Annotated in this window: 24 protein-coding genes; 22 read left to right on the forward strand and 2 right to left on the reverse strand. The window is 70.3% G+C overall.

Annotated features, from left to right (window positions below):
* Positions 1-21: 21 nt before the first annotated feature.
* The 16 genes from rocD to ilvA all read left to right on the forward strand — a co-directional run bounded on the left by rocD (position 22) and on the right by ilvA (position 16,091).
* On the forward strand, positions 22-2,178 hold the full coding sequence (gene rocD, locus CKCBHOJB_RS16140) for an ornithine--oxo-acid transaminase (RefSeq protein ID WP_281049684.1): 2,157 nt from the start codon (positions 22-24) through the stop codon (positions 2,176-2,178).
* Positions 2,179-2,300: 122 nt separating this feature from the next.
* On the forward strand, positions 2,301-3,761 hold the full coding sequence (locus tag CKCBHOJB_RS16145) for a sodium:solute symporter family protein (protein WP_281049685.1): 1,461 nt from the start codon (positions 2,301-2,303) through the stop codon (positions 3,759-3,761).
* Between the two features lie 223 nt (positions 3,762-3,984).
* The gene (locus CKCBHOJB_RS16150; protein ID WP_281049686.1) at positions 3,985-5,001 is read left to right on the forward strand and encodes a peptidase U32 family protein; all 1,017 of its coding nucleotides are present in this window, start codon (positions 3,985-3,987) and stop codon (positions 4,999-5,001) included.
* Positions 5,002-5,116: 115 nt separating this feature from the next.
* The gene (locus CKCBHOJB_RS16155) at positions 5,117-6,028 is read left to right on the forward strand and encodes a U32 family peptidase (protein ID WP_281049687.1); all 912 of its coding nucleotides are present in this window, start codon (positions 5,117-5,119) and stop codon (positions 6,026-6,028) included.
* A 17-nt stretch (positions 6,029-6,045) separates the two neighbouring features.
* Positions 6,046-6,579: an SCP2 sterol-binding domain-containing protein gene (locus CKCBHOJB_RS16160; protein ID WP_281049688.1), complete on the forward strand. Its 534-nt coding sequence runs from the start codon at positions 6,046-6,048 to the stop codon at positions 6,577-6,579.
* 98 nt (positions 6,580-6,677) lie between these two features.
* On the forward strand, positions 6,678-7,661 hold the full coding sequence (gene thiL / locus CKCBHOJB_RS16165; protein WP_281049689.1) for a thiamine-phosphate kinase: 984 nt from the start codon (positions 6,678-6,680) through the stop codon (positions 7,659-7,661).
* A gap of 39 nt (positions 7,662-7,700) precedes the next feature.
* Positions 7,701-8,183 carry a phosphatidylglycerophosphatase A gene (locus tag CKCBHOJB_RS16170; RefSeq protein ID WP_281049690.1) on the forward strand — a complete coding sequence of 161 codons (483 nt, stop codon included), beginning with the start codon at positions 7,701-7,703 and terminating at the stop codon, positions 8,181-8,183.
* A gap of 4 nt (positions 8,184-8,187) precedes the next feature.
* A complete protein-coding gene (locus CKCBHOJB_RS16175) occupies positions 8,188-8,685 on the forward strand; it encodes a nicotinamide-nucleotide amidohydrolase family protein (RefSeq protein ID WP_281049691.1) in 498 nt (165 codons plus the stop codon).
* Between the two features lie 194 nt (positions 8,686-8,879).
* Complete coding sequence (gene recA / locus CKCBHOJB_RS16180) at positions 8,880-9,917, forward strand: recombinase RecA (protein ID WP_281049692.1); 1,038 nt, start codon at positions 8,880-8,882, stop codon at positions 9,915-9,917.
* 16 nt (positions 9,918-9,933) lie between these two features.
* The gene (gene recX / locus CKCBHOJB_RS16185; protein WP_281049693.1) at positions 9,934-10,383 is read left to right on the forward strand and encodes a recombination regulator RecX; all 450 of its coding nucleotides are present in this window, start codon (positions 9,934-9,936) and stop codon (positions 10,381-10,383) included.
* The gene (gene lptB / locus CKCBHOJB_RS16190) at positions 10,370-11,092 is read left to right on the forward strand and encodes an LPS export ABC transporter ATP-binding protein (RefSeq protein ID WP_281049694.1); all 723 of its coding nucleotides are present in this window, start codon (positions 10,370-10,372) and stop codon (positions 11,090-11,092) included. Before recX ends, lptB begins: the two co-directional genes overlap by 14 nt.
* Positions 11,093-11,113: 21 nt before the next feature.
* Positions 11,114-12,571, forward strand: coding sequence for an RNA polymerase factor sigma-54 (locus tag CKCBHOJB_RS16195; protein ID WP_281049695.1), 1,458 nt, complete (start codon positions 11,114-11,116; stop codon positions 12,569-12,571).
* Positions 12,572-12,588: 17 nt separating this feature from the next.
* Positions 12,589-12,912, forward strand: a complete 324-nt coding sequence (gene raiA, locus CKCBHOJB_RS16200) for a ribosome-associated translation inhibitor RaiA (protein WP_281049696.1) — start codon at positions 12,589-12,591, stop codon at positions 12,910-12,912.
* 136 nt (positions 12,913-13,048) lie between these two features.
* Entirely contained in the window at positions 13,049-13,534 is a 486-nt protein-coding gene (gene ptsN, locus CKCBHOJB_RS16205; RefSeq protein ID WP_281049697.1) for a PTS IIA-like nitrogen regulatory protein PtsN, read from the forward strand.
* On the forward strand, positions 13,503-14,450 hold the full coding sequence (gene hprK / locus CKCBHOJB_RS16210; RefSeq protein WP_281049698.1) for an HPr(Ser) kinase/phosphatase: 948 nt from the start codon (positions 13,503-13,505) through the stop codon (positions 14,448-14,450). The genes ptsN and hprK overlap by 32 nt, the downstream gene beginning before the upstream one ends.
* 117 nt (positions 14,451-14,567) lie before the next feature.
* A complete protein-coding gene (gene ilvA / locus CKCBHOJB_RS16215; protein WP_281049699.1) occupies positions 14,568-16,091 on the forward strand; it encodes a threonine ammonia-lyase, biosynthetic in 1,524 nt (507 codons plus the stop codon).
* Between the two features lie 64 nt (positions 16,092-16,155).
* On the opposite strand, the gene CKCBHOJB_RS16220 is transcribed toward ilvA, so the two are convergent.
* Positions 16,156-16,749, reverse strand: coding sequence for a 5-formyltetrahydrofolate cyclo-ligase (locus CKCBHOJB_RS16220; protein WP_281049700.1), 594 nt, complete (start codon positions 16,747-16,749; stop codon positions 16,156-16,158).
* A gap of 42 nt (positions 16,750-16,791) precedes the next feature.
* Between CKCBHOJB_RS16220 and CKCBHOJB_RS16225 the strand changes: the two genes are divergently transcribed.
* The 5 genes from CKCBHOJB_RS16225 to CKCBHOJB_RS16245 are packed head-to-tail and all read left to right on the forward strand — an operon-like array spanning position 16,792 to position 22,457.
* Positions 16,792-18,732, forward strand: a complete 1,941-nt coding sequence (locus tag CKCBHOJB_RS16225; protein WP_281049701.1) for a lytic transglycosylase domain-containing protein — start codon at positions 16,792-16,794, stop codon at positions 18,730-18,732.
* Positions 18,733-18,785: 53 nt separating this feature from the next.
* The gene (locus tag CKCBHOJB_RS16230; RefSeq protein ID WP_281049702.1) at positions 18,786-19,742 is read left to right on the forward strand and encodes a complex I NDUFA9 subunit family protein; all 957 of its coding nucleotides are present in this window, start codon (positions 18,786-18,788) and stop codon (positions 19,740-19,742) included.
* Between the two features lie 44 nt (positions 19,743-19,786).
* Complete coding sequence (locus CKCBHOJB_RS16235; protein WP_281049703.1) at positions 19,787-20,431, forward strand: glutathione S-transferase family protein; 645 nt, start codon at positions 19,787-19,789, stop codon at positions 20,429-20,431.
* Positions 20,431-21,657 (forward strand): multifunctional CCA addition/repair protein, encoded by a 1,227-nt coding sequence (locus tag CKCBHOJB_RS16240; protein WP_281049704.1) that lies wholly within the window; start codon positions 20,431-20,433, stop codon positions 21,655-21,657. The genes CKCBHOJB_RS16235 and CKCBHOJB_RS16240 overlap by 1 nt, the downstream gene beginning before the upstream one ends.
* Positions 21,654-22,457, forward strand: a complete 804-nt coding sequence (locus tag CKCBHOJB_RS16245; RefSeq protein ID WP_281049705.1) for an alpha/beta fold hydrolase — start codon at positions 21,654-21,656, stop codon at positions 22,455-22,457. The genes CKCBHOJB_RS16240 and CKCBHOJB_RS16245 overlap by 4 nt, the downstream gene beginning before the upstream one ends.
* An 18-nt stretch (positions 22,458-22,475) precedes the next feature.
* On the opposite strand, the gene CKCBHOJB_RS16250 is transcribed toward CKCBHOJB_RS16245, so the two are convergent.
* The gene (locus CKCBHOJB_RS16250; RefSeq protein ID WP_281049706.1) at positions 22,476-23,651 is read right to left on the reverse strand and encodes an SAM-dependent methyltransferase; all 1,176 of its coding nucleotides are present in this window, start codon (positions 23,649-23,651) and stop codon (positions 22,476-22,478) included.
* A gap of 170 nt (positions 23,652-23,821) precedes the next feature.
* On the opposite strand from CKCBHOJB_RS16250, the gene CKCBHOJB_RS16255 reads away from it, so the two are divergent.
* Positions 23,822-24,589: a pteridine reductase gene (locus CKCBHOJB_RS16255; protein WP_281049707.1), complete on the forward strand. Its 768-nt coding sequence runs from the start codon at positions 23,822-23,824 to the stop codon at positions 24,587-24,589.
* The last annotated feature ends 18 nt before the right edge of the window (positions 24,590-24,607 follow it).

The following is a 24,607-nucleotide window of genomic DNA, read 5'->3' on the forward strand; positions in this document are numbered from 1 at the left end:
GCTGCGAACGGGAGGTGTGCGATGACGACGCGTCTCGACGCCCTGCGGGGCCCCCACACGCTGATCAGGATCATCGGTGCCGCCTCGGCGCTGGGCGCGCCGCATGACGGCAGCGCCGCCGCACCGGCCACGTTGCAGGACGGTGCGCTGCTGCACCGCCTCGCGGGGATCGGACCGCGCGTGGAGTGGACCGAAACCCTGGTGCCGACCGCGGTCGACGGCGCCGCTGGCGCCGCCTCCGACATGACGAGCCGGATCGCCGCCAACGCCGGCTTCGCGCATCGCCTCGCCGACCATGTCGCCGCCCTGCCCGAGGATTGCTTTGCGCTCGTGATCGGCGGCGATCACGCGATCGCCGCCGGCACCTGGCGCGGCGTCGGGCGCCGGCGCGGGCGCGCGCCGGGGCTGATCTGGATCGACGCCCACCTCGACAGCCACACCGACGCCACCACCCACTCCGGCAACATCCACGGCATGCCGCTGGCCGCGCTGCTCGGCCTGGGCCATCCCGCGCTCACCGGCATCGCCGGCCCGGCGCTCGATCCGGCACGAACCTGCATCCTCGGCGCACGCGCCTGGGAGCCCGAGGAGCGCGCCCTGCTCGCCCGCCTCGGCGTGCGCGTGTTCGACATGGGCGAGATCCGCGCCCGCGGCCTTGCGGCGGTGTTCGGCGACGCGCTGTCGATCGCGCGCGCCGATCACGAGGCCGGCTTCGGCCTCAGCCTCGACCTCGACGCGCTCGACCCGCAGGCGCTGCCGGCGGTGACCTGCCCGGAGGCGGGCGGGCTCGATCCGCGCGCGCTGGCCGACGCGCTGCTGCGCCTGCGCGCCTGCGCCGACTTCGTCGCCCTCGAGATCGTCGAATACCGTCCCGACCTCGACCCCGACCGCCGCAGCGCGGCCTGGATCGAGGAGTTCGCCGCCGCCGCCCTCGGCCCCGGCACCGCCTGGCTGCGTGCGAAGGAGCGCCACTACGGCGCCGCCAACTATGCGCCGCTGCCGGCGGTGTTCCAGCGCGGCGAGGGCGTGTGGCTGTGGGACACCGACGGCCGCCGCTACCTCGACATGATGAGCGCCTACTCGGCGGTGAGCTTCGGCCACGTCCATCCGCGCCTGGTCGAGGCGCTGACGAGCCAGGCGCAGCGCCTGGCGCTGACCTCGCGCGCCTTCTCCAGCGACCGCCTGCCGGTCTTCCTCGAGCGCCTGTGCACGACCTTCGGCTACGAGCGCGCGCTGCCGGTCAACACCGGACTGGAAGCGGTCGAGACCGCGCTCAAGGCCGCGCGCAAGTGGGGCTACAAGGTCAAGGGCATCGCGCCGGAGCGCGCGCGCATCCTCGCCTGCGACGGCAACTTCCACGGGCGCTCGATCGCGATCGTCGGGCTGTCGGCCAACGATCACTACCGCGACGGCTTCGGCCCCTTCCCGCCCGGGCTCGAGCGCGTGCCCTTCGGCGACGCCGACGCGCTGGAAGCCGCCATCACCCCCGACACCGCCGCCTTCCTGGTCGAGCCCATCCAGGGCGAGGGTGGCATCGTGGTGCCGCCGCCCGGCTACCTGTCGCGCTGCGCCGAGATCTGCCGTCGCCACGACGTGCTGCTGATCGCCGACGAGGTCCAGACCGGCCTCGGCCGCACCGGACGGCTGCTCGCCTGCGATCACGAGGGCGTGCGCCCGGACGGGCTGATCCTGGGCAAGGCGCTCGGCGGCGGGCTGCTGCCGGTGTCCGCCTTCCTCGCCGACCGCCGGGTGATGGACGTGTTCGGCCCCGGCGACCACGGCTCCACCTTCGGCGGCAACCCGCTCGCGGCGGCGGTCGGCACCGAGGTGCTCGCCCTGCTCGCCGAGACCCGGCCGTGGGAGCGCGCGGAACGCCTCGGCGAGCGCCTGATGGCCCGCCTGCGCGCCGCCGCCCTGCCCTGCGTGCGCGAGGTGCGCGGCCGCGGCCTGCTCGTCGGCCTCGCCCTCGACCCTGCGCAGGCCGATGCCGGCGAGCTCGCCGAGCGCCTGCTCGCATGCGGCATCGCCACCCGCGACACCAACGGCAACGTGATCCGCCTGGCACCGCCCCTGGTGATCGACGAGGCCACGCTCGACGAGGCGGCGACCCGCATCATCGACACCCTGCGCACGCCCGCCGCGGCGCACGCCGGCCAGGCCGTTGCGCACATGCAATAAATCGCGAGCGATCAAGCCCTTGGCATGTGATTCACGCCCCCCGCCGGGGGCGTTCTGTTGCTAAACTCGCGCCCTCTTTTTTTCTTACCGCGCGCGGATGCGCCATCACGAAGGGCCCAACCATGCTGCTCTGGCTTGTCGTCGCCTATCTGGTCGTCTCCATCGGCATCGGCCTGTATGCCGCCACCCGGGTGCACAACGCGCGTGACTACATCACCGCCGGCCGCAACCTGCCGATGATCGTCGTGCTGGCCATGGTGTTCGCCACCTGGTTCGGCGCCGAGACCGTGCTCGGCATCTCCGCCACCTTCATCGAGGAAGGCTTTCGCGGCCTGATCTCCGACCCGCTCGGCGCCTCCGCCTGCCTGATCCTGTTCGGCCTGATCTTCGCCCGTCCGCTGTACCGCCTGAACCTGCTGACCCTGGGCGACTTCTTCCGCATGCGCTACAACCGCAGCACCGAGCTGGTGCTGTCGATGTGCATCGTGCTGTCCTACCTGGGCTGGGTGGCGGCGCAGGTGACCGCGCTCGGACTGGTGTTCAACGTGCTGTCGGGCGACCTGGTGAGCATGAACCAGGGCATGCTGATCGGCGCCGGCGTGGTGCTGGTCTACACGCTGTTCGGCGGCATGTGGTCGGTGGCGATGACCACCTTCGTGCAGATGATCGTGATCGTCGTCGGCCTGATCTGGGTGAGCTGGATCGCCGGCGACATGGCGGGCGGCTTCGACAACGTGATCGCCAAGGCCGCGGCCGAGGGCAAGTTCGAGTTCCTGCCCACGCTCGACCTGGTGGACATGGTGGCCTGGTTCGCGGCGTTCGCGACCATGGCGCTCGGCTCGATCCCTCAGCAGGACGTGTTCCAGCGCGTCAATTCGTCGAAGAACGAGACCGTCGCGGTGTGGGGCACCACCCTCGGCGGCGTCAGCTACTTCTTCTTCGCCGCGGTGCCGCTGTTCCTCGCCTACACCGCCAACATCATCGACCCGGGCATGGTCGAGCGCCTGATGGAAGAGGATTCGCAGCTGATCCTGCCGACGCTGATCCTGCAGTACATGCCCTTCTACGCCCAGGTGATCTTCTTCGGCGCGCTGCTGTCGGTGATCATGTCGACCGCCTCCGGCACCCTGCTCGCGCCCTCGGTCACCTTCTCCGAGAACGTGCTGCGCGGCTTCTTCCCGGCCATGGGGGACCGCGCCTTCCTGCTCAGCACCCGCATCACCGTGATCGCGTTCACCGCCTTCGTGACCTGGTACGCCACCAGCACCGAATCCTCGATCCATCAGATGGTCGAGAACGCCTACCGCATCACGCTCGCCGGCGCCTTCGTGCCGCTGGCGGCGGGCCTGTTCTGGAAGCGCGCCAACAACCTCGGCGCCGCGCTGGCGATCATCCTCGGCCTGTCGACCTGGATCCTGTTCGAGCTCTTCGTGCCCGAAGGCGATATCGAGCCCCAGCTCTACGGCCTGGCGGCGAGCGCGCTCGGCATGCTGGTCGGCGGCCTGCTCGGCCCGAAGCCGCACCACCGCCCGCACGTGGGCGGGCATCACGCCGCCGCGGGGACCTACCACACCCATCGCTGATCGACGGCCCCCGCGGCTGCGGGGTCGCGGTGGGAGCGGGCGTGCCCGCGAATGCAGCGGTTCCGCATGCAATGTTAGCGGGCACGCCCGCTCCCACGAAATCGGTGGCACCCGCGGGACGACACCTGCTTGCCGGCGGCCCCTGCGTTTGATGGTTATCAACGCGGGCGCCGCCGGCCTCGTTTATGGTTGCGGCGTTTTTTCCTCTGGAAATACCGCCCCCATGACCGTGTCTTCCCCGATCGAACTCGTCTGCCCGGCCGGCAGCCTTCCGGCGCTCAAGACCGCCATCGATCACGGCGCCGACTGCGTCTACCTCGGCTTCAAGGACGCCACCAACGCGCGCAACTTCACCGGCCTCAACTTCGACCCGGCGCAGATGCGCGAGGGCATCGCCTACGCCCACGCGCGCAAACGCAAGGTCCTGCTCGCGCTCAACACCTACCCGCAGACCGGCAACTGGCCGAGCTGGACCCAGGCCATCGACCGCGCCGCCGAGTTCGGCCTGGACGCGCTGATCCTTGCCGATCCCGGCCTGATGGCCTACGCTGCCAAGACCCACCCGCAGCTGCGCCTGCACCTGTCGGTGCAGGGCTCCGCGACCAGCTACGAGGCGATCAATTACTACCACGAACGCTTCGGCATCCAGCGCGCGGTGCTGCCGCGCGTGCTGTCGATGGCGCAGGTCGAGAGCGTGGTGGCCAACACGCCCGTGGAGATCGAGGTCTTCGGCTTCGGCGGCCTGTGCGTGATGGTCGAAGGCCGCTGCGCGCTGTCGGCCTACGCCACCGGCGAGTCGCCCAACTGCAACGGCGCCTGCTCGCCGGGCAAGCACGTACGCTGGGAAGACACTCCGCGCGGCATGGAGACGCGGCTCAACGGCATCCTCATCGACCGCTTCGCCGACGGCGAGCGCGCCGGCTACCCGACCCTGTGTAAGGGCCGCTTCGAGGTGAACGACGAGACCTATTACGCGCTCGAGGAGCCCACCAGCCTCAACACCCTCGAGCTGCTGCCCGAGCTCGCCCGCATCGGTATCCGCGCGATCAAGATCGAGGGCCGCCAGCGCAGCCCGGCCTACGTCGCCCAGGTCACCAAGGTGTGGCGCGCCGCGCTCGACAAGCTCGAGGCCGGCGGCGCCGAATCCTTCAGCGTGCTGCCGGCGTGGATGGCCGAGCTCAACAAGGTCTCCGAAGGCCAGAGCCACACCCTGGGCGCCTACTACCGCCCGTGGAAGTGAGCGGCACGCCGGATCGACCTCAGCCGCACATGCCGAACCCGATCGCCGCACCCCGTCCGCCGCGTCCGCGCGCGCGGCGCCTGCGGCGGCACCCAATCCGAATGAGAACCGCAACATGAAACTCGCCCTCGGCCCCCTGCTCTATTACTGGCCGCACCAGAGCGTGCTCGATTTCTACGCCGACATGGCCGAAGCGCCGGTCGACAGCGTCTATCTCGGCGAGACCGTGTGCTCGCGCCGCCACGAACTGCGCCTCGAGGACTGGCTCGAGGTCGGCAAGGTGCTCGCCGCCGCCGGCAAGGAAGTGGTGATCAGCACCCAGGGGCTGATCGAATCCGAGTCCGACCTCAAGGTGCTGCGCCGCATCGTGCGTCAGAGCGCGGGAGGCGAGCCCGGCTTCCGCGTCGAGGCCAACGACATGGGCGCGGTGCGCCTGCTCACCGAGGCCGGCGTGAACGACTGGGTCGCCGGGCCGACGCTGAACATCTTCAACCCGACCACGCTGCAGCTGATGATCGACTCGGGCGCCACGCGCTGGGCGGTCGCCCCCGAGATGGCGGGCGCCGCGCTGGCCGAGGTGCGCGCCGCGCTGCCCACGCCGATCGAGACCGAGGTCTTCGCCTACGGCCGCCTGCCGCTGGCGCACTCGGCGCGCTGCTTCACCGCCCGCCACTTCAACCTGCAGAAGGACACCTGCGAGTTCCGCTGCCTGTCGATCATGGACGGCATCACGCTGCGCACCCGCGAGGGCGAGCCCTTCCTGACCCTGAACGGCGTGCAGACCCAGTCGGCGCGGGTGCACAACCTGCTCGGCGACCTGCCGGCGGTGCGTGGCAACGCCGAGGTGCTGCGCATCAGCCCGCAGGGCGCGCACACCCGCCAGATCATCGAACTCTTCCGCGCCGCGCTCGACGGCACGCAGACGCCATCGGCCGCCCTCGCCGCCAGCCGCGAGTGGATGGTGGAAGAGCCCTGCAACGGCTTCTGGCACGGCCGTGCCGGCGTCGAACAATACGTCGCCGCCTGACCCTTCGGAGACCGCACATGCCCGCACTGCCCACCCTGCCCCGCCCGCCCCTGCCCGCCGAGCTGCTGCCCGGCAGCCTGCGCCAGCGCATCGGCGAGCGCCTGGAAAACTTCCGCATCCCCGACTTCACCGTGCCCGCCGCGCTGGCCAGGCTGGTCGCCCGCCTGCCGCAGCAGCCGCCGACCCATGTGCTGACGCTGGCGCTCAACCTCGCCCTCGGCCGCATCCTGCCGCGCGACACGCTGGCGCCGCTTGCCGGCCACCACCTGCAGATGCGCGTGCTCGACGCCGGCCTGACGCTCGACTTCACCCTCGCCGACCAGGGTTTCCGCCGCGCCACCCCGGCCGCGGGCAGGAAGCCGGATCTGATCATCTCCGCCACCACCCGCGACTTCATGGCGCTGGCGCTGCGCGAGGAAGATCCCGACACGCTGTTCTTCAGCCGCCGCCTGCGCATGGAAGGCGACACCGAGCTCGGCCTGCTGGTCAAGAACACGCTCGACGCGGTGGACTGGGACGCGCTGAAGGCGAAGTTCACCGGCCGGCGCTGAACGCCCGCGCGCCATGCGCGATCGGGCCGGCTGTGCGTTAAGCTAGCGGCCCCATATCGACCCGGTGCGCACGTCCTGCGCACCGCGCCTGCCGCGCAATGCCTTCCGCCCCCACGCCCGCACGAGCTTCCGAGTTCGACCTGATCCGGCGCCATTTCACGCGCCCGACCCGCCACACCGACCTCGCCGTCGGCGACGACGCCGCGCTGCTGCGCGCGCGCCCCGGCATGCAGCTGGCGGTCTCGACCGACATGCTGGTGTCGGGCACGCACTTCTTCGCCGACACCGATCCCGAGGACCTGGGCTGGAAGACGCTGGCGGTGAATGTGTCGGATCTCGCCGCGATGGGTGCCGAGCCGCGCTGGGCCTTTCTCGCGCTCGCGCTGCCGCGGGCCGACGAAGCCTGGATCGCCGCCTTCGCGCACGGCCTGTTCGCCTGCGCCGATACCCACGGCATCGATCTCGCCGGCGGCGACACCACGCGCGGACCGCTGACGCTGTCGGTCACGATCCTCGGCGAGGTGCCGCAGGGCGCGGCGATCACCCGCGCCGGCGGCCGCGCCGGCGACGAACTGTGGGTCTCCGGCCAGCCCGGCATGGCCGCACTGGGCCTGGCCACACTGAAGGGCGAGATCGAACTTGCGGCCGCGGGTCGCGCCGCCTGTATCGCCGCGCTGCAGCGGCCGCAGCCGCGCGTGGCGCTCGGGCGGGCGCTGCGCGGGCTGGCGAGCGCGATGCTCGACGTCTCCGACGGCCTGCTCGGCGACCTCGGCCACATCCTCGAATGCTCCGCCACCGGCGCGATCGTGGACATCGGCGCGCTGCCGCTCGACGCCCTGCTCGAGGCCGGCGCCGATGCCGCGCTGGCGAAGCGCTGCGTGCTCGGCGGCGGCGACGACTACGAGCTGCTGTTCGCCGCCCCCGCGGCGCGGCGTGCGGACATCGAAAGCCTGTCGCGTGCGCTCGGCATCCCCCTGCATCGCATCGGCGCCCTGACCGCCGAGCCGGGCGTGCTCCAGCTGCGCGAGCGCGATGGCCGGCTGGTCCCCGGCGCGCGCTCGGGCTACGATCATTTCGGCTGAGCCACACCGGCCTCTCCATCCACGACAAGACACCCGCCCATGCGCCCCACCGCCCGCCTGATGATGAGTCACCCCGCCCATTTCATCTCCCTGGGCTTCGGTTCCGGCCTGTCGCCGTGGGCGCCGGGCACCATGGGCACGCTGCTGGCCTGGGCGCTGTATCCGCTGATCCGCACCCCGCTGTCCGAGTTCGTCTTCCTCGCCCTGCTCGCCAGCCTGTTCGTCGCCGGCGTGCTGGCGGCCGACCGCACCGGGCGGGCGCTGGGCGTGCCCGACCATGGCGGCATCGTCTGGGACGAGATGGTGGCGACCTGGCTGGTGCTGCTGTTCACGCCGACCACGCTGCTGTGGCAGGCGGTGGCGGTGGCGCTGTTCCGCTTCTTCGACATCGTCAAGCCGCCGCCGGTGCGCTGGGCCGACCGCAGCTTCAAGGGCGGCTTCGGGGTGATGTTCGACGACCTGGTCGCCGCCGGCTACACCCTGCTGGCGCTCGCCATCCTGGTCGCCCTGTTCGGCAGCTGAGGCCATGATGGACTCGGAACTCGAAACCCTCGCCCGCCGCGTCGGCGAGGCCCTGGCGGCGCGCGGCTGGCAGCTGGCGAGCGCGGAGTCCTGCACCGGCGGCTGGATCGCCGAGGCGGTCACCGCGATCGGCGGCAGCTCGGCGTGGTTCGACCGCGGCTTCGTCACCTACTCCAACGCAGCCAAGATGGACATGCTCGGCGTGTCCGCGCACACGCTGGCCACGCACGGCGCGGTCAGCGAGGCCACCGTGGGCGAGATGGCCGAGGGCGCGCTCGCACGCAGCCTCGCCGACGTGGCGGTCGCGGTGTCCGGCGTCGCCGGGCCGAGCGGGGGCTCCCCCGCCAAGCCCGTCGGCATGGTGTGCATCGGCTGGGCCGCGAAGACGGCACCCACCCGCTGCCTGACCGTGCATTTCGCCGGCGACCGCGCGGCGGTCCGCCGCCAGACCGTGGTCCGCGCGCTCGACGGCATCCTGCAGCTGGCAGCGCGGGAACCCTGAGCGCACAGGGCCACTTGCGCCGCAACTATTCCTTTGGCATTAATACGGCACGCCGGCGTCCGCGCATCACGGCGCGGGACGAAAAGTCATTGTCTGTAAATCCATACAGGCATTAAACTGGCGCCATGCACGAGGCGGGCCGCACGCCTGCAATCTTTGTGCCATAATCAGCTCAACCTACAGGACCCACTCCCATGGACGACAACAAGGCCAAAGCCCTCGCCGCCGCGCTCTCCCAGATCGAGAAGCAGTTCGGCAAGGGATCGATCATGCGCATGGGCGACGGCAACGTCGAACGTGACATCCAGACCGTCTCCACCGGCTCGCTCGGACTCGACATCGCGCTCGGCCTCGGCGGCCTGCCGCGCGGCCGGGTGGTCGAGATCTACGGCCCGGAATCGTCCGGCAAGACCACGCTGACGCTGCAGGTCATCGCCGAGATGCAGAAGCTCGGCGGCACCGCGGCCTTCATCGATGCCGAGCACGCGCTCGACGTCGGCTATGCCGAAAAGCTTGGCGTCAACATCGAGGACCTGCTGATCTCGCAGCCCGATACCGGCGAACAGGCGCTCGAGATCGCCGACATGCTGGTGCGTTCGGGCGGCGTGGACATCGTCGTCATCGACTCGGTCGCCGCGCTGACGCCCAAGGCCGAGATCGAGGGCGAGATGGGCGACCAGCTCCCCGGCCTGCAGGCGCGCCTGATGTCGCAGGCGCTGCGCAAGCTCACCGCCAACATCAAGCGCACCAACACCCTCGTCATCTTCATCAACCAGATCCGCATGAAGATCGGCGTGATGTTCGGCAGCCCCGAGACCACCACCGGCGGCAACGCGCTCAAGTTCTACGCCTCGGTGCGCATGGACATCCGCCGCACCGGCACGATCAAGAAGGGCGACGAGGTGGTCGGCTCCGAGACCCGCGTCAAGGTGGTCAAGAACAAGGTCTCGCCGCCGTTCAAGGAGGCGCACTTCGACATCCTGTACGGCGAGGGCATCTCGCGCGAGGGCGAGATCATCGACCTCGGCGTCGAGCACAAGATCGTCGACAAGTCGGGCGCCTGGTACGCCTACCAGGGCGACAAGATCGGCCAGGGCAAGGACAACTCGCGCGAGTTCCTGCGCAACAACCCGGCGCTGGCGCGCGAGATCGAGAACAAGGTGCGCGTCGCCGTCGGCCTGCCCGAACTGGCGGCTGCGGCGCCGACCACCCCGGCATCCGCCGAGGCCTGAGCGCCGGACGTCGAGCATGGGCGAACCGAGCCTGCGTGAACGCGCCCTTCGCCATCTCGCCCGGCGCGACCATTCGCGCGCCGAGCTGGCGAAGAAGCTCGCCGCCCATGGCGACGCCGAGGAGATCGAGGCGGTCATCGAACGCATGGGCGAGCTCGGCCTGCAGTCCGACAGCCGCTACGCCGAGGCCTTCGTGCGCGGCAAGGCGGCGCGCTTCGGCAGCGGCCGCCTACGCAGCGAACTCGCCCGCCGCGGCATCGACCGTGACCTGATCGACGAGGCTCTCGCCACCGAGTGCGTAGAATCGGAAGCGGAGCGCGCCCGTGCCGTGCTGCGCGGCCGTTTTTCCACGCCGCCGGCCGATGCCCGCGAATGGGCGCGCCAGGCGCGCTTCCTGCAAACCCGCGGCTTCGCGCCCGACCTGATCCGCAAGCTGCTGAAAGAGCCCTACGATGAGTCTGCTTAAGGTCGCCGGCCTCCAAAAACGCTACAAGGCGCGCACCGTGGTGCACGACGTCGGCTTCGAGGTGGGCTCGGGCGAGGTCGTCGGCCTGCTCGGCCCCAATGGCGCCGGCAAGACCACCTGCTTCTACATGATCGTCGGCCTGGTGCGTGCCGACGGCGGCCAGATCGGCCTCGACGGCAAGGACCTGACCCACCTGCCGATCCACGCCCGCGCGCGCCTGGGCCTGTCCTACCTGCCGCAGGAAATGAGCGTGTTCCGCAAGCTCACCGTGGCCGAGAACATCCAGGCCGTGCTCGAGCTGCAGGGCCTCGACAAGCGCCAGGTCGGCGAGCGCCTGGACGAGCTGCTGCACGAGCTCGGCATCCACCACCTGCGCAACAACACCGCCATCTCGCTGTCGGGCGGCGAGCGCCGGCGCTGCGAGATCGCCCGCGCGCTGGCCACCGATCCGCGCCTGATCCTGCTCGACGAACCCTTCGCCGGTGTCGACCCGATCGCGGTGATCGACATCCAGAAGATCATCCGCTTCCTGAAGGAACGCGGCATCGGCGTGCTGATCACCGACCACAACGTGCGCGAGACGCTCGGCATCTGCGACCGCGCCTACATCATCAGCGAGGGCCGCGTGCTGGCCAGCGGCCAGCCCGGCGAGATCATCGAGAACGAGCGCGTGCGCCAGGTCTATCTCGGCGAACACTTCCGCCTCTGAGGGCGCGCACCGAAAATCGCGATGAAGCCCAGCCTCCAGCTCAAGCTCTCCCAGCACCTCACGCTGACGCCGCAGCTGCAGCAGTCGATCAAGCTGCTGCAGTTGTCGACGATCGAGCTGAACCAGGAGATCGAGCGCATCCTCGTCGACAACCCGATGCTCGAGCGCGAGGACGGCGACGGCTCGGACTTCGCGCCCGCGCCGCCCGCGGGCAGCCCGCCCGAGCGCGAGCAGGCCCAGGAAGCCGCAGCCGAACCGCCGGCCGGCGAGGGCGAGCGCCGCGAAGGCGGCGAAGGCAGCAGCGAGGACGAGGGCATCGACTGGTCCAATGTCGGCACCGGCGCCTCGAGCCGCAGCGAGGGCGACGACGACGACGTCGACTACCAGGACCTGCAGGCTTCGGGCATCTCGCTGCGCGAGCACCTCGACCAGCAGGTCGCCCTGTCCCAGCTTTCCGATCGCGACCGCGCGCTGGTGCGCTTCGTGATCGAGGCCCTGGACGACGACGGCTACCTGCACCAGCCGCTCGAGGAGCTGCTGCAGCTGCTGCCCCCGGAATCCGAGGTCGACCTCGACGAGCTGACGATCGCGCTGCATCACGTGCACAACCTCGAGCCGATCGGCGTCGGCGCCCGCAGCCCGCAGGAATGCCTGGCCCTGCAGCTGCGCGCCCTGCCGCCGGACCCGATCCGCACGCTCGCCCTCGAGATCGTCACCCGCCACCTCGAGCTGCTCGCCGATCGCAACTTCGCCAAGCTCAAGAAACTCACCGGCTGCGACGACGACGAGCTGCGCGCCGCCCAGGCCCTGATCTGCAGCCTCGACCCGCATCCGGGCTCGCGCTACTCCAATGCCGAGACGCGCTACGTGCTGCCCGACGTCGTCGTGCGCAAGCTGCGCGGGCGGTGGACCGTGAGCCTCAACCAGGAGGCGATGCCGCGCCTGCGCATCAACCGCCTCTATGCCAGCCTGCTGCAGCAGAACCGTGCCCAGGGCGGCGGCCTGAGCGGTCAGCTGCAGGAAGCGCGCTGGCTGATCCGCAACGTGCAGCAGCGTTTCGACACCATCCTGCGCGTGTCTCAGGCCATCGTTGACCAGCAGCGGCAGTTCTTCGATCATGGGGACGTGGCGATGCGGCCACTCACCCTCCGGGAGATCGCAGACCAGCTCGAGCTGCACGAATCCACCGTATCGCGCGTCACCACGCAGAAGTACATGGCGACCCCGCGCGGCGTATTCGAACTCAAGTATTTCTTCGGCAGTCACGTCGCCACCGATACCGGTGGAGCGGCATCCTCGACGGCGATTCGCGCGCTGATTCGCCAGCTGGTGGATGCGGAAGACAGCAAAAAGCCGCTGTCCGACGCCAAGATTGCAGAAATTCTGGGCCAGCAGGGTATCGTGGTCGCGCGGCGAACGATCGCCAAATACCGCGAATCCCTCAATATCCCGCCGGTCAGTCTGCGCAAGTCCCTCTGACAACAACAGGAGTTACCATGAACCTGAACATCACCGGGCGTCACGTCGAAGTCACCCCCGCCATCCGCGACTACGTGACTTCCAAGCTCGACCGCGTCATCCGCCACTTCGACAACGTCACCAGCGTCGGCGTGATCCTGTCGGTCGAAAAGCTCAAGCAGAAGGCCGAAGTCACCCTGCACGTGCGTGGCAAGGACATCTTCGTCGAGAGCGACGATGCCGACCTCTACGCGGCCATCGACGCCATGACCGACAAGCTCGACCGCCAGGTCCAGAAGTACAAGCAGAAGCAGTCGGACCACAACCACGAGACGCTCAAGCACCAGGAACCGGAAGCCTGACGCCTTCGTTACAGCCCCGTGTCCGGGGTGTGGTTATAATGCGCGCGTTTTCACGACGCGACTGCCACGCGCCCCGGACCGGCTGCCCACACTGCGTGGCATCGGCACAAGGGGCGCAGCGCGAGCCCACCAGCGAATGAGCCTCATATCCCAACTCCTGCCACTGTCCAACGTGGTGGTCGATCTCGACGCGAGCAGCAAGAAGCGCGTCTTCGAACAGGCCGGACTGCTGTTCGAGAACAACCAGGGCATCGCCCGCAGTACCGTCTTCGACAGTCTCTTCACCCGCGAGCGCCTCGGCTCCACCGGGCTGGGACAGGGCATCGCGATCCCGCACGGCCGCATCAAGGGCTTGAAGGACGCCGCCGGCGCCTTCCTGCGCCTCGCGGCCCCGGTCCAGTTCGACGCCCCCGACGGCCGCCCGGTCAACATGCTGTTCGTGCTGCTGGTACCCGAGCAGGCCAACGAAACCCACCTCCAGCTGCTGTCCGAGCTCGCGCAGATGTTCAGCGACCGCGAATTCCGCGAGGCGCTGCAGAACGCGCCGGACGCGGCCCACATCCACCGCATGTTCCTGACCTGGGGCGCCGATGCGGCAGACCAGCGTAGCGCGGCTGTATGAGGCCCATCGCGAAAGCCTGAGCCTGACCCACGTCAGCGGGAACCTCGACGCGCGCCTGTCGGTGGGCGACGAGCAGATCTGGCCCGCCGACCTGATCGGCCACCTCAACCTGATCCACCCGACGCGGCTGCAGATCCTCGGCACCGCCGAGCTCGCGTGGGCGCAGCGCCAGTCCAACGAGAAGGTCGCGCGCCACCTCAACGAGATCCTCTCCGCCCGCCCGCCGGCGATCATCGTCGCCGACGGCTGCGAGGTGCCGAACATCATCCACGGCATCTGCGAAGCCCACGACGTCGCGCTGTTCACCGCGCGCCACCCCTCGGCGAGCGTCATCGACCACCTGCGCCTGTACCTGTCGCGCGAGCTCGCCGAGAAGACCTCGCTGCACGGCGTGTTCATGGACGTGCTCGGACTGGGCGTGCTGATCACCGGCGACTCCGGCGCCGGCAAGTCCGAACTCGGTTTGGAGCTGATCTCGCGCGGCCACGGCCTGGTCGCGGACGACGTGGTCGAGCTGTCGCGGGTGGCGCCCACCGTGCTCGAAGGGCGCTGCCCCGAGATGCTGCAGGACTTCATCGAGGTGCGCGGCCTCGGCCTGCTGAACATCCGCACCATCTTCGGCGAGACCGCATGCCGGCGGAAGATGCGCCTGCGCCTGGTCTGCCACCTCGACCGCCGCCAGCCCGGCCCCGACGATCCCAGCCGCCTGCCGCTGCAGCAGGAGACCCAGGACATCCTCGGCGTCAAGATCGCACGCGTGGTGCTGCCGGTCGCCGCCGGCCGCAACCTGGCGGTGCTGCTCGAAGCCGCGGTGCGCTCCACCATCCTGCAACTGCGCGGCATCGACTCCACCCAGGAGTTCATCGAGCGCCAGACCCGCGCGCTGCGCGCGGCCGACGACAACGGCGCACGCTAACGGCACGACGCCCCAGTCCCGCTGCCAGCCCCCGCCCGCCTTCGCCGGCGCTGCACTTGCGGCGCGCCGGCCGCGGCTGTTACCGTCGACCGCTTTACAGCAGCACACTGGCCGGCCATGACCACCCCCACGGATTACCTGGAACGCATCCTCAACGCACAGGTGTACGACGTCGCCGTCGAGACCCCGCTCGATCTCGCCACCAACCTGTCGGCGCGCGCGCACAACCGCATCTACCTCAAGCGCGAGGACATGCAGCCGGTGTTCAGCTTCAAGATCCGCGGCGCCTACAACAAGATGGCGAACCTGTCGCCGCAGGCCATGAAGCGCGGCGTGATCTGCGCCTCTGCCGGCAACCATGCCCAGGGCGTGGCGCTGTCGGCGGCGAAGCTGGGCGTGCGCGCGGTGATCGTGATGCCGAGCACCACGCCGGCGATCAAGATCGACGCGGTCAAGGCGCGCGGCGGCGAGGTCGTGCTCGCCGGCGAATCCTATTCCGACGCCTACGCCCACGCGCTCGAGCTGGAGAAGGCCGAGAAGCTGACCTTCGTCCATCCCTTCGACGACCCCGACGTGATCGCCGGCCAGGGCACGATCGGCATGGAGATCCTGCGCGCCCACACCAAGCCGATCCACGCGGTGTTCTGCTGCGTCGGCGGCGGCGGCCTGATCGCCGGCGTGGCCGCCTACATCAAGCGCCTGCGCCCGGAGACGAAGATCATCGGCGTCGAGGCGGTCGATGCCGACGCGATGACGCAGTCGCTGGCCGCCGGCCGCCGCATCGCGCTCGATCAGGTCGGCATCTTCGCCGACGGCGCGGCGGTCAAGGAGGTCGGCGCCGAGACCTTCCGCCTGTGCCAACAGTACGTCGACGAGATGATCGTGGTCGACAACGACGCGATCTGCGCGGCCATCAAGGACGTGTTCGAAGACACGCGCTCCATCCTCGAGCCCGCCGGCGCGCTCGCCGTCGCCGGCGCCAAGGAATACGCCCGTCGCAACAAGCTGCGCGACAAGAACCTGGTGGCGGTGGCCTCGGGCGCCAACATGAACTTCGACCGCCTGCGCTTCGTCGCCGAGCGCGCCGAGCTCGGCGAGCAGCGCGAGGCCGTACTGGCGGTGACGATCCCGGAAAAGCCGGGCTCGTTCAGGAAGTTCATCAGCGTGCTCGGCAACCGCAACATCACCGAGTTCAACTACCGCTACGCCGATCCGCAGCAGGCGCACATCTTCGTCGGCGTCACCGTGCACAACCGCAACGAGGTCGGCCGCCTGGTGGAGATGCTCGAGCGCCACGAACTGCCGGCGCTCGACCTCACCGACGACGAGATGGCCAAGACCCATGTGCGCTACATGGTCGGCGGCCGCGCGCCGCAGGTCGACAACGAGGTCGTGTACCGCTTCGTGTTCCCCGAGCGCCCCGGCGCGCTGATGAATTTCCTCTCCAACCTGCGCTCGGACTGGAACATCTCCCTGTTCCACTACCGCAACCATGGCTCGGATTTCGGCCGCGTGCTGGTCGGCATGCAGGTGCCGCCCGCCGACAAGGCGGCGTTCGACGCCTTCCTGCAGCGCCTCGGCTACGAATACGTCGCCGAGACCGGGAATCCGGTCTACCGCATGTTCCTCTCCGGGAGCTGATCCGCGGACCCTAGCCCCCGGCCGCCTCCGCCGCGACGGGGAGGCGCGCCGGCAAGGCCCGCGCTCATGCCCGCGGCCGCATCACGCCGGCCTCGGTGACCACCCACTGCATCGGCAGATCGTACTGCTGCGGATGGGTGTCCGCCACGCGACCGACCTCGAACCCCACCCCCACCGCGATGGTCTTCATGCCGGCCAGCGTACGGTCGAAGTAACCGCCGCCGTAGCCGATGCGGTAGCCGCGGTCGTCGAAGGCGTTGAGCGGCACCAGCAGCACCTCCGGCACCATCGCCTCGCCCGCGGCCGGATGCGGGATGCCGTGGCGATCGAGCGCCATCGGCACGTCCGGGTCCCAGCGCCGGAACAGCATCGGCGCATGCCGCTCCACCACCACCGGCAGCGCCGCCACCCGTCCGGGCGCAGCCGCCAGCCAGGCGCGCACCCAGGCGCGCAGGTCGGGCTCGGCGCGGTAGGGCCAGCAGAAGCCGAGCGCACGCGGCGCCAGGCTCTTCATCAGCTCATCGAGGTGGGCGGCGAGCCGCGCGGTCATCGCGTCCCGGTGCTCGGCCGGCAAGGCCTGGCGCAACTTCAGCGCATGCTCGCGAAGATGCTTGCGCCTGGCGGCAAGCTCGGGCTCGGGTGCGGAAAAGGAGGTCATCGCTTGTGGTATGGTAGGCCTGCAACGGAGGCATCATCAGGCATGAGAAAGGCATTACGGGCGACCCTGTTCGCTGCAGCATTCCTGCTCCCAGGCGGAGCATTCGCACAGGTCGGCAGCGAGACCGGAGCCGACCGTATCGTCGCCGCTCGCGAGGCCCTGCGCAAGGGCGACCGCGACACCCTGGAACGGCTGGCCGCAGTACGCGAGCCCCATGTGCTCGACGCCTATCCGCGCTACTGGCTGCTCGTCAACCTCCTCGCCCGCAGCGAGCCCCCGCCCGCCCATCTGCTCGAAGCCTTCCTCGCCGAGGAAGACGGCAGCAACCTCGGCGAGCGCCTGCGTGCCGACTGGCTGCGCCGCCTGGCCAAGGACGGCGACTGGGCCGCCTTCCTGCGCCTGTACCCGGAGCTGAAGAACCCCGACGGCGAGCTGCGCTGTTCGGCGTGGACCGCCCGCATCCTCACCGGCGAGCGCAGCGCGCTCGACGAGGTGGCGCAGCAATGGGCCGGCCTCATCGACGCCCACGCCGCCTGCGAGCTGCCGCTGCGCAGCGCGGTCGGCAACGGACTGGTGAGCGAGGATCGGATCTGGCAGCGCATCCGCCGCCAGGTCGATACCCGCAATCCGGACGCCGCGCTCGCCAGCCTCACGCTGCTGCCTCCGGGCAGCGCCCCCGGCCACGCGGAGTTCGACCAGGCGATCCGCTCGCCCGCGCCCTGGCTCGACCGCCTGCCGGCCAACTTCGCGGTCACGCGGGCCGGGCGCGAGCTCGCCCTGGCCGCGCTGGTGCGTCTCGCCCGCGAGGACGTTCCCGCCGCCCAGCTGCGCCTGCTGCGCATCCAGGACCGCCTGAGCGCCGAGGAGCGCAACTACGCCAACCTGGTGATGGCGATGCACGCCGCCATCGATCGCCTGCCCGAGGCGCGCGCCCTCTACGCCGCAGCCGGCGACATCGAGACGACGCCCCTGCAGCGCGCCTGGCGGGTACGCGCGAATCTGCGTGCGCAGGACTGGCGCGGCGTGCGCAGCGCGATCGAAGACCTGCCCGCCGACGAGCGCGAGCAGCCGGAATGGATCTACTGGCTGGGTCGCGCCCACGCCGCCACCGGCAACCGCGACGCCGCCGACTCGCTGTTCGTGCGCATCGCCGCCGAACCGCACTTCTACGGCATGCTCGCCGCCGAGGAGCTCGGCCAGCCCTTCATGACGCCGCCCGCCACCGCCCCGCTGCCGCGTGCCAAGCTCGAGGAAGCGGAGCGCGACCCCAGCCTGCGCCGCGCGCTCGCGCTCTACCAGCTCGACATGCGCACCGAGGCGATCCGCGAATGGGTATGGGGCGTGCGCGAGCGCGACGAGCAGTTCCGCCTCGGCGCCGCCCACCTCGCGCTGCGCAACGAGCTCTACGACCGCGCGATCAACACCGCCGAACTCGCCAACCCGCGCAGCAACTTCGAGCTGCGCTTCCTGACCCCCTACCGCGAGCTGATCGAACCCCAGGTGCGGGCGCAGGGCCTGGACCTGGGCTGGGTATACGGCCTGATGCGCCAGGAGAGCCGCTTTGCCGCACCGGCGCGCTCGAGCGTGGGCGCCCGCGGCCTGATGCAGGTGATGCCCGCGACCGGCAAGTGGGTGGCGAACAAGATCGGCTATTCCGGCTATCACCCGGGACTGCTCGAGGACCCCCACACCAACGTGCTGTTCGGTACCAGCTACATGCGCCTGATCATGAACGACCTCGACGCCCATCCGGTGCTGGCCAGTGCCGGCTACAACGCCGGGCCGGGGCGCGCACGGCGCTGGCGGGACGTGCAGCCCCTGGAAGGCGCGATCTACGCCGAGACCATTCCCTTCGACGAAACCCGCGATTACGTCAAGAAGGTGCTCGCCAACGCGGTCATCTATTCGGCGATGCTGGACAAGCGCCCGCAGTCGCTGAAGGCCCGCCTCGGCACCATCGCCCCGTCTCCGCTCAGCGAGTAAGCTCGAGGCGTGCGCATACCGAACATCATCAACCATCCGGCAAGGGTCCACGCATGAATCCGCAACGTGTCGTCATCGTCGGCGGCTCCGGCTTTATCGGCAGCGCCATCGCCAACCGCCTGTGCGAGGCAGGCATCCGGGTACTCATTCCCACCCGCCGGCGCAGCCGCGCCGGTCACGTACTGCTGCTGCCCAACGTCGAGGTCGTCGAGGCCGACGTGCACGACCCGGCGGTGCTCGCCAACCTGTTCGCCGGCGCAGACGCGGTGATCAACACCGTCGGCGTGCTGCACTCGCGCTCCGGCACGCCCTTCGGCCCGGATTTCGCGCGTGCGCACGTCGAGCTGCCGCAGAAGATCGTCGCGGCCTGTCGCGCCGCCGGCGTGCCGGGCCTGGTGCACATCAGCGCGCTCGGTGCCAGCATCGACGGCCCGTCCGAGTACCAGCGTTCCAAGGCGGCCGGCGAGCTCGCGATTCACGCGGCCGGCGCGGACATCGCGTGGACCATCCTGCGCCCCTCGGTGGTGTTCGGCCGCGGCGACAGCTTCCTCAACCTGTTTGCCGGCCTCGCACGCAGCCTCCCGGTGCTGCCGCTGGCCGGCGCCGGCTGCCGCTTCCAGCCGGTGTACGTCGAGGACGTCGCCGAGGCGGTGTGGCAGAGCCTGATCCGCCCGCAAGCCGCAGGCCAGACCTTCGAGCTCGCCGGGCCGACCGTCTACACCCTGCGCCAGCTCGTCGAATACGTCTCCGCGCTGGTCGGCAAGCCGCGTCCGGTCGTGCCGCTGCCCGAGGGAATCGCCATGCTGCAGGCCCGCCTGATGGAATTCGCCCCGCAGCCGCTGATGAGCCGCGACAACGTGCGCTCGATGCGGGTGGACAACGTCGCCCACGGCGACCCGCTGCCCTTCGGCCTGCACCCGAGCGCACTCGAGGCGGTCGCCCCCGCCTGGCTCGGCGAAGCCGGCCCGCGCGCCTTCTATTACCCGTTCCGCCGCCATGCGCGGCGCTGATCGACCTGCAACGACCCACTTTCACCCGTGACCCGGAGCACACGATGAAACTCATCATCGGCAACAAGAACTACTCGTCCTGGTCCCTGCGCGCCTGGCTGGCCGCGCGCGAGGGCGGCTTCACCTTCGAGGAGATCCGCATCCCGCTGTTCATCCCCGGCAGCCGCGAGCGCATCCTGTCGCACTCGCCCTCGGGCAAGGTACCCTGCCTCATCGACCACGGCTTCACGGTGTGGGACTCGCTGGCGATCGGCGAATACCTCGCCGAGAAGAATCCGGAACTGCTGCCCGCCGACCCCGCGGCACGCGCCATCGCCCGCGCGGTGACCGCAGAGATGCATTCGGGTTTCCAGAACCTGCGCAGCCGCATGCCGATGAACGTCCGCAAGGACTACACCGGCTTCGGCCACAGCCCGGAGGTGGACGCCGACATCGCGCGCATCGTCGGGATCTGGAACGACTGCCGGGCGCGCTTCGGCGCCGAAGGTCCGTATCTGTTCGGCCGCTTCAGCCTCGCCGACGCCGCCTTCGCGCCGGTCGCCTTCCGCTTCCAGACCTACGCCGTGAAGCCCGAGGGCGCCGCCGGTGCCTACCTCGCCACCCTGCTCGCCAACCCGCACATGCAGGACTGGGCAGCGGCCGCGCGCACCGAGACCGAGTCGATCCCGGAAGAGGACCTCTACGGCTGATGCAGGCTTACGTCGTCGGCGGGGCGGTTCGCGACGCCCTGCTCGGACTGCCGGTCAAGGACCGCGACTGGGTCGTGGTCGGCAGCACCGCCGAGGAGATGCTCGCACGTGGTTTCCGTCCGGTCGGGCGCGACTTCCCGGTCTTCCTCCATCCGCAGACCGGCGAGGAGTACGCGCTCGCGCGCACCGAACGCAAGTCGGGCCGCGGCTACACCGGCTTCGTCTGTCACGCCTCGCCCGCGGTCACGCTGGAGGAGGACCTGCTGCGCCGTGACCTCACCATCAACGCGATCGCGCGTGCCGAGGACGGCACGCTGATCGACCCCTACGGCGGCCGGCGCGACCTCGACGCGCGCGTGTTCCGCCACGTTTCCCAAGCCTTCGCCGAGGATCCGCTGCGCATCCTGCGCGTGGCGCGCTTCGCCGCGCGCTTCACCGACTTCACGGTGGCGCCGGAGACCCTGGCGCTGATGCGGCAGATGGTCGCGGCCGGCGAGGTCGACCACCTGGTCGCCGAACGCGTGTGGCAGGAGCTCGCCCGCGGGCTGATGGAAGCGCGCCCTTCGCGCATGATCCGGGTGCTGCGCGACTGCGGCGCGCTGGCGGTGATCCTGCCCGAGGTGGACCGCCTGTTCGGCGTGCCCCAGCCCGAGAAGCACCACCCCGAGATCGACACCGGCGCGCACGTGCTGCTCGTCGTCGATCACGCCGCCGCCACCGCCCAGCCGCTGGCGGTGCGCTGGGCCTGCCTGATGCACGACCTCGGCAAGGCCGACACCCCCGCCCATGCGCTGCCGCACCACCACGGCCACGAGGCGGCCAGCGCGCAGCGCGCACGCGAGGTCTCCGAACGCCTGAAAGCGCCCACCGACTGCCGCGACCTCGCCGAGATGGTGGCGCGCGAGCACGGCATCCTCGCCCGCGCCGACGAGCTGCGCGCGGAGACCATGGTCGGGCTGATCGAACGCTGCGACGGCCTGCGCCGGCCGGAGCGCTTCGCGCTGATGCTGGCCGCTGCCGCCTGTGACCAGGCCGGTCGCGGCGCCCGCGGCGAAGATGCGCCGGCCGCGAGGCCTTTGACACGCTGGCACGCCGCACTGACGGCGGTGCGCAGCGTCGATGCCGGTACAATTGCGCAAAACTGCAAAGACAAATCACTGATTCCGCAGGCTTTGCACGCGGCCCGCGTGGCCGCGGTGAAGGCGCTGGACAAGGAAACCCCATGAACGCCACCCGCTTCGGCGAACTCGAGGTGCTGTGCCATGCACCCGAGCGCGTCACCCATGAACATCCGCTGCTCTTCGTCCACGGCGCCTACGTCGCGGCCTGGTGCTGGGAAGAGCACTTCCAGCCCTGGTTCGCCCGCCACGGCTGGGCGACCTACGCCGTGTCGCTGTCCGGCCACGGCAACAGCCGCCGACGCGAGCACCTCGACTCCTACTCGCTCGACGACTACGTGCGCGACGTCGCCGAGGTCGCCGCCAAGCTGCCGGCGCCGCCGATCCTGGTCGGCCACTCGATGGGCGGCATGGTGGTGCAGAAGTACCTCGAACAGTACGACGCGCCGGCCACCGTGCTGATGTCGGCGGTGCCGCCGCAGGGCCTGATGGGCTCGGCCTTCGGCCTGATGCTGAAGCGCCCCAACCTGCTCGCCGATCTCAACAACATCATGACCGGCAACGACGTCAACATCGACAGCCTGCGCGAGGCGCTCTTCCACCAGCCGGTGGCTGCCGGCGACCTGCTGCGCTACTACCATCTCAGCCAGCCGGAATCGCACCGCGCGATCTGGGACATGTCGCTGTTCAACCTGCCGCAGCCGGCACGCATGCACCGTGCGCCGATGCTGATCCTCGGCGCCGAGCACGACAGCCTGATCCCCCCCGACCAGGTGCACATGACCGCGCTGACCTACGGCCGCCAGGCCGAGATCGTCCCCGGCATCGGCCACGGCATGATGCTCGAGCGCGACTGGGAGAAGGTCGCGATCCGCATCGCCGACTGGCTCGCCGAGCGTCGGCTCTGAGGTTGGCGGGGCGACCGCCTACAGCGCGTGCAGGCGGTCGCCGCGGACGAAGCCCAGCAGCGGCGCCTCGATGCCGCGCGATAGCGCCAGCACCTTGAACAGCTCGCCCATCTCCTGCGGCGCGGTCAGGCGCTGCACCGCGCGCGCGGCGCGGATGTAGTCGGCGCTCTCCTGCGCGCCGCGGCGGGCGAGGCAGTCGAGCACGCCGCAGTTGAACAGGAACTGCGCCTGCGTGGTGTAGCCCTGCACGTCCAGCCCGGCCTCGAAGCCGGCCTCGGCCACCGCGGTGAAGTCCACGAAGGCGGTGATGTCGTTGAGCCCCGGCCACAGGAAGGGGTCGCCGTGGGCGTGGTGGCGGTAGTAGCACAGCAGGGTGCCGGTCGAGCGCGAAGGCAGGTAGTACTCGGCGCGCGGGTAGCCGTAGTCGATCAGCAGCAGCGCGCCCGCCTGCAGGCAGGCCGCCCACGCCGCCACCCAGGCGCGGCCGGCGAGGTTCAGCTCGGTGACGTACTCGCCGCCTGCCGGCGCCGGCAGCTCCAGCGCGAGCGCGGCCTCGCACACCGCACCCTGGGCAGCCACGTCGGCCCAGCACAGCCGGCGCACGCCATGGTCGTCGGCCTCGAAGGCGACTCCGCGCTCGGCCAGCCCCTCGGCGCGCGACACCAGCAGATGCACCGGCATCACGTCGAGCACCTCGTTGGCCACCATCGCGCCGGCAAAGCGCTCCGGCAGTGCGTCCAGCCACTGCACGCGGGCGGCCAGGTGCGGCGCCTTGTGCGCCAGGGTGTCGAACTGGCGCGCGCGCAACTCGCCCGACAGCTCGAGGATGCGGTAGCGCTCCGGCACGCAGCCGCGGCGCTCGAGTTCGAGCAGCAGGTCGGCGGCGAGCAGGCCGGTGCCGGCGCCGACCTCGATCACCTCGGGTGCGCTCGCGCGCATCACCTGCTCGACCTGGGCGGCGAGCGCCTGGCCGAAAAGCGGGGTAAGCTCGGGCGCGGTGATGAAATCGCCGCCGGGGCCGAACTTTCTTGCGCCGCCGCTGTAATAGCCGAGTCCCGGCTCGTAGAGCGCGAGCTCCATGTAGCGGGCGAACGAAATCCAGCCGCCGGCAGCGGCGATCTCGGCCTCGATGCGTTCGAGCAGGCGGGCGCTCTGGGCGAGCGCATCGGCGGACGGCTGGGGTAGTTCAGACATGAATGTTCGATCCGACAGAGACACGAGCCCGCGATTGTAGCGGCAGGCCCGCACCGGGGCCGGGCGAAAACGCCACGCCCGCGCCGCAACCGGCTGTCCCGCGCACCGAGCGGTAAGGCCACGATCGCCCCCTGCCCTTGATTCATTTACAGACGTTCCCGATGAACCCGATGACGACGCCCTCCTCCGCCTCCCCACCGAACGCGGCTCCGCTGATCCTGGTGACCGGCGCCGCCCGCCGCGTCGGCGCCGAGATCGCCCGCGAACTCCACGCCGCCGGCGCGTGCGTCGCCCTGCACTACCGCCACAGCGCCGACGAGGCCGAGACCCTGGCCGCGACACTCAACGCTGTGCGCGCCGATTCCGCGTTCACCGTGGGCGGCGACCTGGCGCGCTTCGGCGCCGCCGAGGAGATCGCCGCCGCGGTGCTGGCACGCGCGGGGCGGCTCGACGGCCTGGTCAACAACGCGTCGAGCTTCTTCGCGAGCCCCCTCGGTCGCATCGACCGCGCCGCCTGGGACGAACTGATCGGCTCCAACCTGATGGGGCCGCTGTTCCTGTCGCAGGCCCTGGCGCCGGCCCTGCAGGCGAGCGGCGGCGCGATCGTCAACATCGTGGATATCCACGCCGAGCGCCCGCTCGCACGCTATCCGCTGTATTGCGCCGCCAAGGCCGGGCTCGCCGGGCTCACGCGCGCGCTGGCGATCGAGCTCGCGCCCGCGGTTCGGGTCAATGGCGTCTCACCGGGCCCGATCGACTGGCCCGAGGACGGACAGTTTCCGCCCGCCGAGCGCGCACGCATCATCGACCACACCCTGCTCAAGCGCACCGGCAGCGCCGCCGACATCGCGCGCACCGTGCGCTTCCTGATGTTCGACGCCCCCTACGTCACCGGCCAGATCATCGCGGTGGATGGCGGACGCAGCGCGCACCTGTAAGCGTGCTCACTGCAACAA

The sequence above is a fragment of the Thauera sp. GDN1 genome (assembly GCF_029223545.1).
GTDB lineage: Bacteria > Pseudomonadota > Gammaproteobacteria > Burkholderiales > Rhodocyclaceae > Thauera.